Genomic DNA, 16,438 nt, shown 5'->3' with positions numbered 1-16,438 from the left:
CTCATTCTTAATTCTTCATTCATAATCAATAAAAAGTGGATTTACTTAAAATTATAACAGCAGGCTCCGTTGATGATGGTAAAAGTACCCTGATCGGCAGATTGCTTTACGATACAAAAAATATTCTGGCCGACCAGATGGAAGCCATTGAACGGGCAAGCAAAACCCGCAATGCAGGTGAAATTGACCTGGCCTTACTCACCGACGGGCTTCGTTCCGAACGTGAACAGGGAATCACCATTGATGTAGCCTACAAATATTTTCAGACACCTAACCGGAAATTCATCAGTATTGATGCACCCGGACATATCCAGTATACCAGAAATATGGTAACCGGCGCTTCAAACGCCGACCTGGCTATTATTCTCGTTGATGCCCGCCACGGTGTGGTTGAACAAACCCGCCGGCATTCGCTGATCGCTTCCATGCTGGGTATTCCTCATGTGGTGGTTGCAATCAACAAAATGGATTTGGTAGGCAATTCGGAAGATGCATTTCTGGAAATTGCCAGGGCTTATAAGGAACTGGCGCAAAAGCTTTCCATCAAAGACCTTACCATCATCCCGGTGAGTGCGCTCAATGGAGATAACATTGTTGACAGATCCGTTAATATGCCTTGGTATACCGGTGAAACATTGCTCTCTGTACTGGAAACAGTAAATGTTCTGAAAGATCAGAATACGGAAGACGGCCGTTTTTCAGTACAATATGTAATTCGTCCCCAGACAGACGAACTGCATGATTACAGAGGATATGCCGGCAGGGTACAGAGTGGTACCTTCCGCAAAGGCGACGCAGTGAGGGTATTGCCCTCAGAACAGGAATCAAAAATTGCAAAAATCGAGTTTGGAGGAAACGAAAGAACGGAAGCCTCTGTTCTTGAATCTGTAACGATCTTACTCGAAGACGATATCGATATCAGCCGCGGAGATACTATTGTTACCGCTAACAATTCGCCGATCGTAAGCCAGGACCTGGAAGCGCTGGTCTGCTGGATGGATGACAAAAAGCAACTGAAACCAGGAAGTAAATATGTACTTCAGCACGGAACTGCCAGGTCAAGATGTTCGGTAAGAAGTATTGAGTATCAGATCGACATCAACTCATACGAGCAGCTGGACGATGTGGAAAGTCTGAAACTGAATGACGTAGCAAGAATCGTTCTGCGGACCGCGCAGCCTATTGCCTACGATCCTTATCAGAAGAACAGAGCAACAGGTGCTGCGATACTTATAGATGAGACCTCGAATATTACTGTAGGGGCTTGTATGATTGAATAAGCAGGATTAAAACGATATTCATCGCAGCCGGAATAGACGACACAGTTCTGGCCGCTTTGAAACTGATAAGAGTTAATATACTATTCCGATAGGCAATAAGAATACATTCACCATGAGTAATTTAGTAATTTCAGAAAAAGTATCTTCCGTGGCAAAACGGGATATCATTGATTTAAATAACAAAATCAATGCATTCAATTCAGGAGAAACTCCGGAAGAGGCTTTTCGCAAGTTTCGTCTGACACGCGGTGTTTATGGCCAGCGCCAGCCAGGAGTACAGATGATCCGTATCAAACTACCATACGGTCGGATCACTGCCGATCAGCTCGTCCGTATTGCTGATACCTCCGACAAATTTGCAACCGGGAACCTGCATGCCACCACACGCCAGGATATACAGCTGCATTTTGTGAAACTTTCCGATTCTCCTCAATTATGGGCGGACCTGGAAGACGCAGGAATTACTTTAAAAGAAGCTTGTGGTAATACCATCCGTAACGTAACGGCATCATCTGTTGCCGGGATTGATCCCGACGAACCGTTTGACGTAACCCCGCTTACGCATTCCATATTCACCTATTTCCTCCGCAATCCTATCAACCAGGATATGGGCAGGAAATTTAAAATTGCTGTTTCTTCCTCCGAAAAAGATTCCGCGCTGGCATTCATCCATGACGTTGGGCTGATCGCCAAAATGGGTGTGAACGAAAAAGGTGAATCGGTAAAAGGTTTCAAAGTGCTGATCGGCGGCGGACTGGGCGCACAGCCATTTTCTGCGCAAACGGCCTTTGAGTTCCTGGAAGAAAAAGATGTGATCCCATTTATTGAAGCATTGCTGAGGGTTTTTGACCGTTACGGGGAAAGGGTGCGCCGTCATAAAGCACGTATGAAATTCCTTCTTAACGACCTGGGACTGGAGGGAATGATGGCCAGGGTAGCAGAGGAGCGTACTGCGGTTAAAAATAAAGTTTTTGCAATTCCGGAAGATCTGTTTGGAACAAACGCTTCCGAGTCAATAAACCACGCTCCCCGGCCTTCTGTCAGTGAAGAAGAAATCATGAAAATCGCTGCTGAGAGCATTTCAGGAGCCGATATGGAGATTTTTACCAAATGGCTCAGAACCAACACATTTGAACAAAAACAAAAAGGCTGGTACGCGGTTCAGCTTCGTGTTTTACTGGGAGATATGAGCTCTGATACGGCTCGTAAACTGGCTGACATCGTCCGTCAGTATGCTGCCGACGACATCCGTGTGACGGTAAATCAGGGTTATATCCTGCGATTTGTGAAAGGCGAAGACCTGGTGGCCATTTATCATGCACTAAACAGCCTTGGGCTCGCAGCTCCTGGTTTTGACAGTACCATGGACATCACTACATGCCCCGGAACGGATACCTGTAACCTCGCTATTTCCAGCAGCTACGGTATTACCCGTGTACTGGAAGATATGATGAAAAGCGAGTTCCCGGAAATGATTTACAACCAGGATATCAAGATCAAGATCAGTGGTTGTATGAACGGCTGCGGACAGCACAATGCCTGCAACATCGGGTTCCACGGTAGTTCAATAAAAAATGGTAAACTGGTACTTCCGGCTCTGCAGGTTTTATTGGGAGGAGGATTTTCCGGCGATGGCATCGGGCTGATCGGCGACAAGGTGATCAAGGTTCCGACCAAACGCGGCCCGGAAGTGCTCCGTATGCTATTTGCCGATTTCGAAGCTAACGCATACGATGGTGAATACTTTAACCAATATTACGCCCGGCAAACCAAAAACTATTTTTTCCAGCTTCTGAAACCCCTCGCAGACCTGTCTACCCTTCAGGAGGACGATTACCGCGACTGGGATCATGACGAACTGTTTAAAACTGAAATTGGTGTGGGTGAGTGTGCGAGCGTTTTGGTTGACCTTGTTGCTACAACGATCACCGAGGGACAGGAAAAACTGAATCTGGCAAAAGAAAACTTTGAGTCGGGTATCTGGGCTGATGCCATCTATCATGCGTATAACGTGTTGATTACCGGGGCAAAAGGGCTGCTGATGACCAAAGACGTAACCACCAATACGCAGTATGGCATTATCAATGATTTCGAAAGTAACTTTGGCAAGGAGTTTAAATATGAAACCCCCTCTCAGTTTGTACTTCCCGATGCGGAAGAAACACCTTTCCGATCACTTGCTTTCAGCATAAATAAGTTTGAACCAACAGAAGAATTCGCAAGTTACTTCCTGGATACTGCAGAGCAATTCTTAAATTTTGTCCGTTCCACACGTGAAGCCCAACTGCTTGAAAACGGCGAACCGGCCTTACAGGAACTTTCTTTTGGTAAAGACAGCTAGTAGCTGATAGCGATCGGCGGCAAGCCATTCGCTATCATGCGCAGAAATTCTAAAGAAGATCTTCACAAATTAAAGAGATGGGGCAATAAATATTGCTCCATCTCTTTAATTCCTCAAAGCTAACAGCCCATGGCTAGCAGCTAAAGGCCATCAAATATGAAACTCACATTAATAGGTGCCGGCCCAGGTGATCCTGACCTCATTACATTAAAAGGAATTAAGGCACTGCAAAAAGCAAAAGTTGTGCTTTACGATTCCCTGGCTCACCCTTCGCTTCTGGAATACTGTCCTGAAGATACCGTCAAGATTCTGGTTGGTAAACGTTTTGGAAAAACCAGTTGCGGACAGGATGATATTAACAACCTGATACTGGAATATGCCAGTCGGTACGACGAAGTGATCCGGTTAAAAGGTGGTGATCCCTTTATTTTTGGAAGAGGTTATGAAGAAATCGTCTTTGCGGCGCAGCATGGTATCGAGTCCGAAGTAATACCCGGTATTTCCAGTAGTTACGCCGCACCCGCGCTGGCCGGCATACCGCTGACAAGCCGCGGTATGAGCGAAAGTTTCTGGGTGATAACCGGTACTACCAAGGCGCATGAAATTTCAAAAGATCTGGAACTCGCCGCAAGATCCACCGCAACAGTAGTAGTATTAATGGGCCTGCACAAACTGGAAGAGATCGTGAATTTATACGCCAGCATCAATAAACTGGATGTTCCGATCAGTATCATTCAGAACGGGACCCTGGAAAATCAGAAAGTGGTAACCGGGAAAATCAGTAATATCGCCGCGCTTGCCAGGATCAGCGAAATGGCTTCCCCTGCTATCATTGTGATTGGCCCTGTGGCAGCCCTTCCGGATCTTTCCTTGGAGAAAATTCAGAACATGATAAAAAGGGAAGATCTTCAGAAAGAAGAATAATCACATAAAGTTCAGTAACCATTTAAGGTCAAGAAAGTTATTTGATCCTTTGAATTCCAGAAAATAAATGACCCCGGCCAGCACTACATAGCTAATAAAAAGCCATTTCTTTTTTGTTTCATACGCAACAGGGTTATGAAAATAATCATATACCATGGCTATGGAAAAACTAATGACCATCAGCGCGAAAGACAGTACACCGCAGTCGGTACGGTAATGCAGATACGTTCGCATGGCAGGTGCTCCCAGCACCAGGTAAAGCAACCACATACCAAATCCCATCCGGTAGAGGTACATACCCAGGCGGCGATCGTTCTTAATATCAAACAGTCCTTCTAACACAGCGAATTACGATTGCTTTCAAAAGTGAAAATAACAAAATTTACAAAATAATACTAATTGTAATTTTATCAACTTATATATCTGTATCATTACAAAAATTTTCAATGACACAGATACCCTACAAGGTCCTCTTTTACATACTAGATTCACTTTCAAGATTATCCTGGAAAAATGCCTTTCGGTTGTCTGATGCACTGCGCTGGCTCATTTTTGACATCGGTGGTTACCGCAAAAAAGTTGTACTGGCAAATCTTCAAAACAGTTTTCCTGAGAAATCGCATGAAGAACTTCATGCCATAGCCCGAGACTATTATACACATTTCACTGATCTGCTCGTAGAGACCATCAAATTCCGTACGGCATCTCCTGACGAGATCAGAGATCGTCTGCAAGGTGATATCAGCATCATGGACGGTTTTTTCGAAAGTAAGACAAACCTTATTTATCTCATGGGGCACCGGGGAAACTGGGAACTTGCCAACCTGTTTTCATCCCTGATGTTCACACATGAGTGTATAGTGGTATACAGGCCGTTGCAAAACAAAAAATCCGACCAATGGTTTCTGGATCTTAGAACACGGTTTGGAGCACAGCTTGTACCGATGGATAATATTTTCAGAGAATTGCAAAAGCCCAGAAGCAAGCCTTATTGCGTTGTACTTGCCAATGATCAGTCTCCCAATCCGCGTACTGCTTTCTGGACTAACTTCCTGCACCAGGATACCGGAATTTTCCGGGGAGTGGAAACCATCGCCCGCCGTTATAACCTGACCGTCCTATACGCTGATTTTAGTAAGGTACCGTTTAAACGCGGTTATTACAAAGTAGTAATTTCACTGATCACTGATGAGCCAAAAAGTATGCCCGCCAACGGCATTCTGGAAAAACAAGTCAGGATACTGGAACAAGATATCTGTAACCAGCCGCATAACTGGCTGTGGAGCCACCGGCGCTGGAAACATTGCCGGCCCGCTACAATAAAACCTGAACAATTGCTGGGGTAGGTAAAAGAACGATGCACTGACAACCGAACACGTCTTTTAAAAGTAATAAGGAGTTATTTCTATAATTTTTTGTTATGACTTAACTTTGCACAAAGTTCGCATTACCTATGAATAATATATTGACACAAGTATCCATTACAATCATCAGTTTTGTGTCACGGTGGTCCTGGAACAGTTTGTATAAACTATCCGATGTACTGAGTTTTATCCTTAATAGAATTGCCGGATACCGAAAAAAAGTAGTTCTCGCCAATTTGAGAAACAGTTTTCCCGACAAAGCCGATTACGAAATACAAGACATAGCTAACAAATTTTACCGCAATGTAACCGACATTATGGTAGAATCGGTAAAGTTAAACTCTATCTCGCGGAACGAAGTCCTTGAACGCTTCCATTTAAATTCCTACTTATTCGACAAGTACTACTCTCAGGGGAAAAACCTAGTGGTGGTCATGGGGCATCTGGGTAATTGGGAAATGGCCAACCTGTTCGCAGCTGCCAGATTATCGCATCAGGTGGTGGTGGTATATCACAGGCTGGCCAACCAAACTTTTGAAAACTGGATATATCAGGTGCGCACCCGGTTTGGGAGCGAGCTCATCCCCATGCGGGAAGCCTATGTGCAAGCCATTACGGAGCGGGAAAAACCGTTTATGTTTTTTTTGGTAAATGACCAGTCTCCTAACCCAGGCAAGGCCTATTGGACCCGCTTTTTGAATCAGGACACCGGTGTTTTCCGGGGAGTCGAAAAAATCTCCCGCTCTCTTAATGCACCGGTATTGTATGCGTCCATCATGCGAGACTCGGATAAACGTGGCCATTACGAGATTAAAGTGGAAGAAATAACCGATTCTCCACAGGATGAACCCCAAAATGCCATTATAGAAAAACAAATTGAGCTTCTGGAACGAGATATTCTCATCCAGCCGGACAATTGGCTATGGAGCCATAAGCGCTGGAAACATAAGCGCCCTGAGGTTTTACAAAGGGACCAGATACTTGAAGCCAGATAACACGTGAACAAGCCTGTCAAATTTCTTATACTGCGTTTTTCGTCCATTGGAGATATTATTCTCACCACTCCTGTTGTCAGGTGCCTCAAGGAACAACACCCAAATGCCGTAGTACATTATTTCACCAAAGAAAAATTCGGATTTTTGCTGGATCACAACCCGTTCGTAGATAAAGTATGGCTTCTTAAAAAAGATACACGACAGCTTCTGCGAGAGCTGAAGAAAGAACAGTATGATTACATTATTGACCTTCACAACAATATCAGAACTTTAAGGATCAAATTGTCCCTCGGCACTCCCTCGTTCAGTTTTGCCAAGCTGAATTACGAGAAGTTTTTGCTCACATCCTTTAAAATCAACAGGATGCCGGACATTCATATAGTTGACCGCTATCTTCAGACGCTCCATTCATTCCAGGTCGTTAATGACAACAAAGGCCTGGATTATTTTATACCTGATAAAGATATTATTCAAAAGGAATGGCTGCCCATTACTCATCGGGACGGATACGTGGCTTATGCCATAGGCGGTCAGCACGGTACCAAAAAACTGCCGGTTAACCGGATGATCGAGCTTTGCAGAAAAATAAATTACCCTATTGTATTACTCGGCGGGAAAGAAGATTTTGACGCCGGAAAAAAAATAACCGACTCTTTTGAAAAGGAACTTGTCTACAATGCCTGCGGCCAGTACAACTTTAACCAGTCGGCGTCGATACTTAAACAATCCCTGATAGTATTTACCCATGATACCGGGCTGATGCATGTAGCAGCGGCATTCAAAAAAAGAACCTATTCCATTTGGGGCAATACGCTGCCGGCCTTCGGGATGTATCCTTACCAAACATCTTTTGAAGTAATCGAAAATAATAACCTGCGCTGCAGGCCATGTTCCAAGATCGGATACAAGGAGTGCCCGAAAAAACACTTTAAATGTATGACCGAGTCGTCATTCGATTTTAGTATCAAAGAACTACCCGGCAATAAATAATGTTGCCACGTGAGGTATCATTTCGTTTGCCATTGAATAATCTACATTATTGATGAACAAAAAAGTTAATATAGGGATCGTACAGATGAGCTGCTCTGCGGACATCGATGCTAACTTTAACAAGGCGGTAGAAAAAATTCGTGAGGCAGCCGCACAGGGCGCGCAGGTCATTTGTCTTCAGGAACTCTTTAAATCACTTTATTTTTGCGATGTTGAAGATCATAGCAACTTTAATTTGGCTGAGCCTATTCCTGGCCCTTCCACTGAGGTACTTGGCGAGCTTGCCAAAGAACTTCATGTTGTGATTATCGCTTCCCTATTTGAAAAACGTGCTCAAGGTTTGTACCACAATACTACCGCTGTTTTGGACGCAGACGGTACGTATCTGGGGAAATACAGAAAAATGCACATCCCTGATGACCCTGGCTACTATGAAAAATTCTATTTTACCCCTGGGGATGCACCCCTGCCAGGAGAAACCGACAAAACGGGCTATCGGATTTTTGAGACAAAATTCGCGAAAATAGGAGTACTGATATGCTGGGATCAATGGTATCCGGAAGCTGCCCGGATCACCAGCCTCATGGGTGCAGATATTCTGTTTTACCCCACTGCAATTGGCTGGGATACCAACGAAAAGGATCCGGTTATCAATGAAGAACAATATGGCGCCTGGCAAACCATACAAAGAGGGCATGCAGTTGCTAACGGAATCTATGTGGTTTCGGTCAACCGTGTGGGCCGCGAGGCCGACCAGCAGTTCTGGGGCGGTTCCTTTATTGCCAACCCCCAGGGAAGACTTTTATACCTGGCCCCCCATGATAAAGAAGTCATTCATACCGAAACCCTGGATCTTGACAAACTGGACCAGTACCGTACCACGTGGCCCTTCCTGCGCGACCGCCGTGTGGATTCCTATCAGCCCATATTGAAAAGGTTTATAGACCAGTAGCTCACCGGTAACCGTAATTGTTTCTAAGAATTAGTAAAGGAGAGTCGCTCAGGTGGCTCTCCTTTGCGTTGAAGCATATATATGGTAGGTTGAAAATAAAAACCTGCAATCCATACTGGCCACCTCAAAAAATAAACACAACTAACTGATTATAAACAAATTATACCTAAATATTCATTACAATTCCAAATTCGGAACTACGGAGGCTGGTAGAATAAAATTTTTAATAAAAAATAAAGGATTATTTCAATAAATTTTATCCGAAACCACAATAGCCAACTATTATTGCAGATAAAATTATTTTTAAGATAATTTATATTGTATTTTTTCACATAGTCAGTATATTTGATCTGTTATTAAATCAATAGCAAGACTCCAAGATACCAGATGTATTTTAGCCGCACTGAATATATCTGAATGCAGGGGGGATAATTGATATGAATGGAAGCATCGCTGAAACATGAAGCATTCATTTCCAATCCCGGCATTTATAATTTTAATATTAAATCCCTGTAACAGGGACAAACATTGATATCCATCAGGGTCTGGAAGTTGATCGTCTACCCTTATGGACCGGCTGTTTGTCCTCGATTAAAGAGGGTATTGCTTTCCGGAAAAGCAGTTGTGCAAGCTTATGGCTGTGTTTGATTTGTCCACGTGAACGTGTGTGCGGCGCACAGCAACGTGGGCACCACACAGCCATAACTTTTTACCTTTAAAACGGTATTCAGAAAAGGACATCTCTCCCACTCCCTACTGTTGAGCTTCCATACGCTTCCCTTCCGCCAAAACGTTGATTTTAATACTTCCCCAGTACTTTAAATTTCGCATAAAGCAATGATTCTCTTTGCGATATATCAGATTATGGAAACGAAATCGTAAATTAGATTCCTGGACGCACCTCTTCACCACCGATGATTAAAACTTTCTAAACTCAGCGCGCAATGAATCCAAAAATAGACCGCAGGAATCTGTTAAAATCAGGCTTAATGGCCATCGGAGGAATGGCTCTGGCACCCCACCTGAGCATGGGAGCTTTCGCAGACGCACCATTTTCGCTAGACCCCGAGCACCGCATTTACCGCAGCCCGATGGTAAGAGAGCATTTTTTACCAGCCGGTTTCAAGGCTCCGAAGCTACTCACCAGACTTAATGCCAACGAAAATCCGTATGGCCCGCCTCAGTCAGCCCAAAAAGCGGTGATGGATTCGGTTAAAAATGGCAACCGTTATGCCTGGAAAGAAATGTTTGACCTGGTTGACAAAATCGCCAAAAAGGAAGGAGTACCTACCGATCATATTATGATGGGCCCCGGCTCTTCCGATCTGCTGGAAAAAGTAGCGATGGTACTCTTTATGAACGGTGGCAATGTGGTTTCGGCAGACCCCTGTTATATGTCTCTGATTAAAGTGGCAGAATCGGTGGGTGCTACATGGAAAGCAGTCCCCTGTACGGCCGACTGGTCGCATGACCTCAAAGCCATGGAAGCGGCTGTAGACGAAAACACCAGGCTTGTGTACGTCTGCAACCCTAACAACCCCACGGGAGCAATTACGACAGGCAAGGATCTGCTCGATTTTTGTTCGCGGGTATCCGAAAAAGTACCGGTATTTGTGGATGAGGCTTACATCGAACTGGCCGTGGGGGCAGATACCCAAAGCATGGTTTCGCTTCTGGCAGAAAAGAAAAACGTGATCGTGGCCCGTACCTTCTCTAAAATCATGGGGATGGCTGGTTTGCGCGTAGGCTATATGGCGGCTTTGCCGGCTTTTCTGGAAAAGATAAATAAAATTACCCGCGGTGGGATGGGTATTTCTTACACCTCCGTATTTGCCGCTTCAGCCAGTCTCGACGACAAGGATTTCCAGAATGTTACACGCAAACTTAACCACGAAGCAAAACAATACCTTTATAAAAACCTGGATAAACTGGGATACAAATACATCCCCTCTTATACCAATTTTGTGCTGTTTCCTGTCACAATCCCGGGAGAAGAATTATTGTCAAAAATGACGACGAAGGGTATTGGTATAAGGGCATTTGATATCCAGAACAGGCCGTGGTGCCGGGTGAGTATCGGCACAATGGAAGAAATGAAGGTATTCGTAAATGCGCTGGGGCAGCTCAGTTAAGAAGGGAGGATTCTTCATCAAAAGAATGTCCGGATGACAGCGGGGAACATTTTGGCCTTAAGTGTGTGATACCCCGTTACCGTCACTACCGGATCAGGATTATTATTTTTGTCATGAGTGATGCATTACAAAAAACCATAACGCTTCTACTATTAATTGGCCTGGGCCTTTTATTAAAGGGAAAGTTCAGAAATCGGGAACAGACGAACGGAATTAAAGAAATCATTCTTTCCGTAGCGCTTCCCTCAACCATTTTTATATCGCTGATGAAGATCGAAATCGACTCCTCGATGATCTTCATTCCGCTCATCACATTGGTCTTTAACTTCCTGATGTTTTTTTCAGCGCCCATTGGACTTACCCTTTTTGGCATTGAAAAGAACAGCCCCACCGGAAGAACCCTTCTGATGCTCATCCCATCACTCGCTCCGGGCCTTTCCTGCTTCCCGTTAATAGCCGAGTTTCTGGGAGAAAAAAGCCTCGCCATAGCTGCTCTCGCCGATGTCGGAAACAAATTTTTTGTTTTGATATCACTTTACATCCTTGCAATGAACATGTTCCTGAAAAACAGCGAGGACAAAGACACGAAAATAAGCAGCAAGCTGAAAAGCCTCTTTGTAAGCATGTTTCAGGAGCCGATCAACCTTCTGATTTTCCTGGCCATCTTCCTGCTAAGCCTTGGTGTCAATTACAAAAGTTTGCCTTCTGTAGTGACAGACCTGCTGGATAAGACTAGTGCACTGATGACTCCCCTGGTCTTACTTTTCATAGGACTGGCCGTACAACTCAAAGAGGGGAAGAAAAGACTTGTAATGAGTATTCTGTTTTTCCGCGCGGGTATTACCATGCTGATCAGCGCCGGAATGATATATGTACTCCACCTGGATGATGTTTCCATGATCCTGTTAGCGATTGTCATTCCACTGAGTGCAGCAAGTTTCTGGCCCCTGGCGCATATTTCAGCTTTTAACCTGCGGGAAGACGCCAGGTCATTACCCAAAGAAAAACGCACTTTTGACCTTGAACTGGCGGTCCTTTTGCTTGCATTTTCCTTACCTTTTTCCACAACCCTGATCCTCGCAGTACTTTCATCCGGCCCGTTCTTTACCGACATAACCAGACTGGTGACTGCCGGGCTCATTCTAATATGCCTGGGATTGCTTCCCAATGCGCTCTCCAAAATATTTTTGAAGGTTTCCAAACAGGAGGAGATGACCCGGTAATATTTTACCGGCGACCATTTCATTCCTTATCCCTCGCCCGGTTTTGGCTTCTTTTTTCCTGTAACTGTTTTGAAGTCATTCGAGAGCCGTCGTGGCTCCACCCTGGCGGGCCGAAGATATACCCCAATGCTGCTTTGAGGTCAGGTGCCCTGGATATATCTTTTACCATATCATACCATTCATGAAAGGCAATTTGAATAGGATTATGACCTGCCAGGTTTTTGGTCAATCCGTAATGCGGCCGCTCCATTTCCTGCTGAAATGTACCAAACATCCTGTCCCAAATAATGAGTACACCTGCATGGTTTTTATCCAAGTATTGCACGTCGGACCCATGATGCACCCTGTGGTGTGAGGGTGTATTGAATATATACTCAAGAAACCATGGCAGGCGGCCAATAGCCTCAGTATGTATCCAGAACTGGTAGATCAGGCTGATGGTCTGCATGAGAAAAATATCCGCCGGATGAAAGCCGACCAATGGCATCCATAAATAAAAAATAAATGCACCGGTGATATTGCCGGTCCAGGTCTGTCGTAATGCCGTACCCAGGTTATAAAACTGAGAGGAATGGTGTACCACATGGGAGGCCCAAAAGTACCTGACCATATGGCTGGCCCTGTGAAACCAGTAATAGCTGAAGTCATCAGCAAAAAAAATGGCAACCCAGTACCAACAGGTACTTCTGTTCAGCTCGAAAAAATGATATTTATAAAACAGAATCAGCGCTCCGAAAACAACACCCTTTGAAATAAGACCGGTCAGAACGTTGCCGATCCCCATCGACAAACTTCCTACGGTATCTCGTGTATCAAAATGATCCTCATGACTTTTGAGGTGCCTGAAATACAGAATTTCGACTATGATCGATATTACAAAAAATGGTATGGCATAGTAAATAACATCTTTCATAAATATATTTTCGCTGATGAAGTTATGGTCACAATGAATACAAATGTATATGTTTCAGGAAATTAATCAGGTATTTACGAGATACAATCCAGCATTATCCTTTTTAAAATTGAACCTTTTACGAACTTTACATCTTCATTAAGTCAGCTCACTCATACAGTAAAATACCGTGTCTGCCAATTTAAACACATACATACCCCAAACATCCGGATTTTTTTTCCCGCCTGAATGGCATCCGCACAGAGCCACCTGGCTGACCTTTCCGCACAATGAATCGTCGTGGCAGGGTAACAGACTGGCCAGAATGCGGCCTCAGTATCTTGCATTTATAAAGGCGATCAGCAGGGCCGAAAATGTGGGGATAGTCGCGCATGATGAAACGCTGAAATCATTCATCATGGCTGAACTTGACAAGCAGGAGGTTGATCTTTCCAAAATTGAATTCGTTGTAAAACCCACTAACGATGCCTGGTGCCGCGACCACGGTCCGGCGTTTCTGATTAATCCTGGCACCCGGGAGCGGATGGTAGTAGACTGGGGCCATAATGCATGGGGAGGAAAGTATCCGCCATTTGACGACGACAACCGGACACCGCAAGCAATTGCCTCCTACCTCGGATTACCCTTCGTGAGCCCGGGTATTATTATGGAGGGGGGCTCAGTAGAATTTAACGGGGCCGGAACCATCCTGACCAGCAAATCCTGCCTGCTCAATAAAAACCGTAATCCGCATCTTAATCAGGCTGAAATTGAACAGTACCTGTTCGATTTCTACGGAGCCGGGCAGGTGTTATGGGTAGAAGATGGTATTGCGGGAGACGATACCGACGGGCATATTGACGATACCACGCGTTTTGTTAATGAAGATACCGTGGTTGCCTGTGTTGAATATAACCCAGGCGATGAAAATCATAAAATATTAGATACCAATCTGCAAATGCTCAAAAAGATGCGGCTGCTCAACGGCAAACAGCTCAATATCATCGAGTTGCCTATGCCTGAGGCTGTTGTAATCGATGGCTTTCGGACACCGGGCTCCTATGCCAACTTTCTGATATGCAACGCAGGTGTGATTGTGCCGGTTTTCAATAACCCCAACGACCAGGTTGCCGTGGATATTCTGGAAAAAGCATTCCCGGCAAGAGAAGTGATTCCCCTGCCCGCTACGGAAATTATCTGGGGCCAGGGAAGTTTCCATTGCCTGAGCCAGCAGGAGCCTCTGGTTTAAAGGGTAAAAAAAGCGGTAGTCCCGCAGTCTGCCGCATACTTACGTCATCACCTCTTATGACGCATACCGGCAGCTGCCCAGAAAATAGCATTTTTGAACAGCCTTTTATAGTCCTCGCTTTCAAATAATACAGGTGAATGGCCCATAAAAATATAAACATTTCTCGCCTTCATCCTGGGATTGGACCAGATCACCGGGTGGTCTCCCATTTTGATATCTGAATCCGGCGAATAGGTCGTCTCGTCCACGCTGGCTATCACATGCACATTGGGACGCGGACTTTTATCGTAGATATACCATTCCTCTTTTTTGACCTGAAATGAGCGGGATATACCTTTCATAACCGGATGTCTATGATCCTCCACTTTTACAGTTGCCTGCGCAAAAGTGGCAATATAGTTTTTATAACGAATACCGCCCATGAAATCAGAAAACCAGGGCCACATCTTATATCCGTCAAATTCACCCAGCAGGGTGGCATGGTGAAAACCGATCCAGCCACCCTTTCCTTCACTTATGTACCTTTCAAAAGCAGTTACCGCTTCGGGTTTCCAGGCATATGGGACATAATCCAATTGGATAATAAGCTGATAATTAACCAGAAACGCATCATTTATTTGATCTGTATTCTGGATATAATCGATGCTAAACTGCGCATCAGAAGCGAGTTTATCCAGCCATACTTTTGCTTCCCTGGAATAAGCCACATGATGTCCGCCATTCTCATACATAGCCAACACCCTGAACTTGGGAGTCTGGGCGGCCAGTTGCCGATTGCCTGCCATTACACCAGCAAACAACATCATTGTAAATAGTATCCGATACATAGTTATCTGAATGATTGATTGATAGCATTAAGCAGATAACCCTTAGGATCGGATGTAGTCTCCCAGAACATCACTCCGGCAAGTTTGTTATCTTTAACATATTTGCATTTCTCCTTCAGCGATTCTTCATCCTCATAACTGATCATCTCACCTGTTTGCGAATTAAAAATATAGGGCACCTTTGCAACCTCATCCCGATACTCCTTAAAACCTTTTTTGTTGACAAGGCTATCTTTAATGTAACTATACCCGTCTATATAGGCTTGTTTCGTAAACTTCTGACCTAGTGGAATTTTGGCATTTTTATCAACAGTGAATGAGCGTCCGTAAAAAGGTATACCCAACACCAGCTTTTCAACCGGTACCCCTGCGGCTACGAATGCTTTCACACAATGATCCGCATTCCGGTCAGAAGTGTAAAATTTACTTTGATACAACCCAGCATGGTTTACAGCAGTATCGCCAACAAATAAATCATAGGTCATCAGGTTGATGTAGTCCAGGTATGCGGATGCCTTATCCATTTCGGAGTGTTCCAGAAATTTGGCAAAACCACCTACGGCGGTTGTCAGGAGCTTTTCCTGACCGGTTTCCTTTTCCAGCACATCCAGTTCCTTCCGGATCGCTTCAAACATCAAGGTGAAATTCTGCTTATCCTCCGGCCTGTAAACATTATCTTCTTCACCTGGCATACCCGGGTATTCCCAATCTATGTCTACACCATCCAGTTTGTATTTTCTGATAATTTCCACGGAACTTGCTGCAAAAACCTTTCGGGACGAATCTGTCAGTACCGCATCCGAAAAGTTTTCGCTCCAGGCCCAGCCTCCTATGGATATCAGGATTTTGAGATCAGGATTTGTCTTTTTGAACAAATTAAGTTTTCTGAAATTAGTACTATCCGTTTTCTCGTTGGTCAGAAATGCGTTGCCATTTTTGATATCTACGAAGGCATAGTTAATATGCGTGAGCTTAGCTGCATCTATTTCATCCGTATTGACCAATCCTCTGAACCCACCCACGTAACCGATAACCACCGGTTTAGGTACTGTTTCCCTTTTCTCTGATTTCTGACTGCATCCTGCCAGAAACGGAACATAAATAAGCAAAAGCAGGACGGAACGGATCGGAGAATTCTTGAAGTTCATAAGTCGGGATTGGTGAAAATATCAAATAAGCCAGAGCTTTACAGTTTTACATGTAAAGTCTTCTGGATAAAGACATTTTAAAGAGAGCCAAACCCTTATCGTATACTGATTTCTTTTAGCG

The 16,438-nt window shown here is 44.5% G+C and carries 14 protein-coding genes; 10 read left to right on the top strand and 4 right to left on the bottom strand.

Annotation, left to right across the window (positions count from 1 at the left end; translation table 11 throughout):
• The first annotated feature begins 35 nt into the window (after positions 1-35).
• The 3 genes from KOE27_RS03725 (at position 36) to cobA (ending at position 4,545) form a co-directional block, all read left to right on the top strand.
• Positions 36-1,280: a sulfate adenylyltransferase subunit 1 gene (locus tag KOE27_RS03725; RefSeq protein WP_215237498.1), complete on the top strand. Its 1,245-nt coding sequence runs from the start codon at positions 36-38 to the stop codon at positions 1,278-1,280.
• A 112-nt stretch (positions 1,281-1,392) separates the two neighbouring features.
• On the top strand, positions 1,393-3,621 hold the full coding sequence (locus KOE27_RS03720) for a HEPN domain-containing protein (protein ID WP_215237497.1): 2,229 nt from the start codon (positions 1,393-1,395) through the stop codon (positions 3,619-3,621).
• Between the two features lie 156 nt (positions 3,622-3,777).
• Positions 3,778-4,545, top strand: coding sequence for a uroporphyrinogen-III C-methyltransferase (gene cobA / locus KOE27_RS03715; RefSeq protein WP_215237496.1), 768 nt, complete (start codon positions 3,778-3,780; stop codon positions 4,543-4,545).
• On the opposite strand, the gene KOE27_RS03710 is transcribed toward cobA, so the two are convergent.
• Positions 4,546-4,887: a hypothetical protein gene (locus KOE27_RS03710; protein WP_215237495.1), complete on the bottom strand. Its 342-nt coding sequence runs from the start codon at positions 4,885-4,887 to the stop codon at positions 4,546-4,548.
• Positions 4,888-4,991: 104 nt separating this feature from the next.
• On the opposite strand from KOE27_RS03710, the gene KOE27_RS03705 reads away from it, so the two are divergent.
• The 6 genes from KOE27_RS03705 to KOE27_RS03680 all read left to right on the top strand — a co-directional run bounded on the left by KOE27_RS03705 (position 4,992) and on the right by KOE27_RS03680 (position 12,201).
• Positions 4,992-5,891 (top strand): lysophospholipid acyltransferase family protein, encoded by a 900-nt coding sequence (locus tag KOE27_RS03705; protein ID WP_215237494.1) that lies wholly within the window; start codon positions 4,992-4,994, stop codon positions 5,889-5,891.
• 107 nt (positions 5,892-5,998) lie between these two features.
• Positions 5,999-6,904, top strand: a complete 906-nt coding sequence (locus KOE27_RS03700) for a lysophospholipid acyltransferase family protein (RefSeq protein WP_215237493.1) — start codon at positions 5,999-6,001, stop codon at positions 6,902-6,904.
• A gap of 3 nt (positions 6,905-6,907) precedes the next feature.
• Complete coding sequence (locus KOE27_RS03695) at positions 6,908-7,894, top strand: glycosyltransferase family 9 protein (RefSeq protein ID WP_215237492.1); 987 nt, start codon at positions 6,908-6,910, stop codon at positions 7,892-7,894.
• A gap of 52 nt (positions 7,895-7,946) precedes the next feature.
• Complete coding sequence (locus KOE27_RS03690) at positions 7,947-8,846, top strand: carbon-nitrogen hydrolase (RefSeq protein ID WP_215237491.1); 900 nt, start codon at positions 7,947-7,949, stop codon at positions 8,844-8,846.
• A 944-nt stretch (positions 8,847-9,790) separates the two neighbouring features.
• Entirely contained in the window at positions 9,791-10,978 is a 1,188-nt protein-coding gene (locus KOE27_RS03685; protein ID WP_215237490.1) for a pyridoxal phosphate-dependent aminotransferase, read from the top strand.
• Between the two features lie 113 nt (positions 10,979-11,091).
• On the top strand, positions 11,092-12,201 hold the full coding sequence (locus KOE27_RS03680) for an AEC family transporter (RefSeq protein WP_215237489.1): 1,110 nt from the start codon (positions 11,092-11,094) through the stop codon (positions 12,199-12,201).
• Between the two features lie 19 nt (positions 12,202-12,220).
• Here the strand turns inward: KOE27_RS03680 and KOE27_RS03675 are convergent, their stop codons facing one another.
• The gene (locus KOE27_RS03675) at positions 12,221-13,114 is read right to left on the bottom strand and encodes a sterol desaturase family protein (RefSeq protein WP_215237488.1); all 894 of its coding nucleotides are present in this window, start codon (positions 13,112-13,114) and stop codon (positions 12,221-12,223) included.
• Positions 13,115-13,283: 169 nt separating this feature from the next.
• Here KOE27_RS03675 and KOE27_RS03670 point away from each other — a divergent pair, with 169 nt between their 5' ends.
• Positions 13,284-14,342, top strand: coding sequence for an agmatine deiminase family protein (locus KOE27_RS03670; protein ID WP_215237487.1), 1,059 nt, complete (start codon positions 13,284-13,286; stop codon positions 14,340-14,342).
• A gap of 47 nt (positions 14,343-14,389) precedes the next feature.
• Here the strand turns inward: KOE27_RS03670 and KOE27_RS03665 are convergent, their stop codons facing one another.
• Positions 14,390-15,169 carry a ThuA domain-containing protein gene (locus KOE27_RS03665; protein ID WP_215237486.1) on the bottom strand — a complete coding sequence of 260 codons (780 nt, stop codon included), beginning with the start codon at positions 15,167-15,169 and terminating at the stop codon, positions 14,390-14,392.
• Positions 15,170-15,171: 2 nt separating this feature from the next.
• Complete coding sequence (locus KOE27_RS03660) at positions 15,172-16,317, bottom strand: glycoside hydrolase family 18 protein (protein WP_215237485.1); 1,146 nt, start codon at positions 16,315-16,317, stop codon at positions 15,172-15,174.
• Positions 16,318-16,438: the final 121 nt, after the last annotated feature.

It is taken from the genome of Dyadobacter sp. CECT 9275 (assembly GCF_907164905.1).
In the GTDB taxonomy this organism is placed as follows: domain Bacteria; phylum Bacteroidota; class Bacteroidia; order Cytophagales; family Spirosomataceae; genus Dyadobacter; species Dyadobacter helix.
The sequence above is the reverse complement of the archived record's forward strand: the minus strand, read 5'-3'. Positions and strand labels throughout refer to the sequence as shown.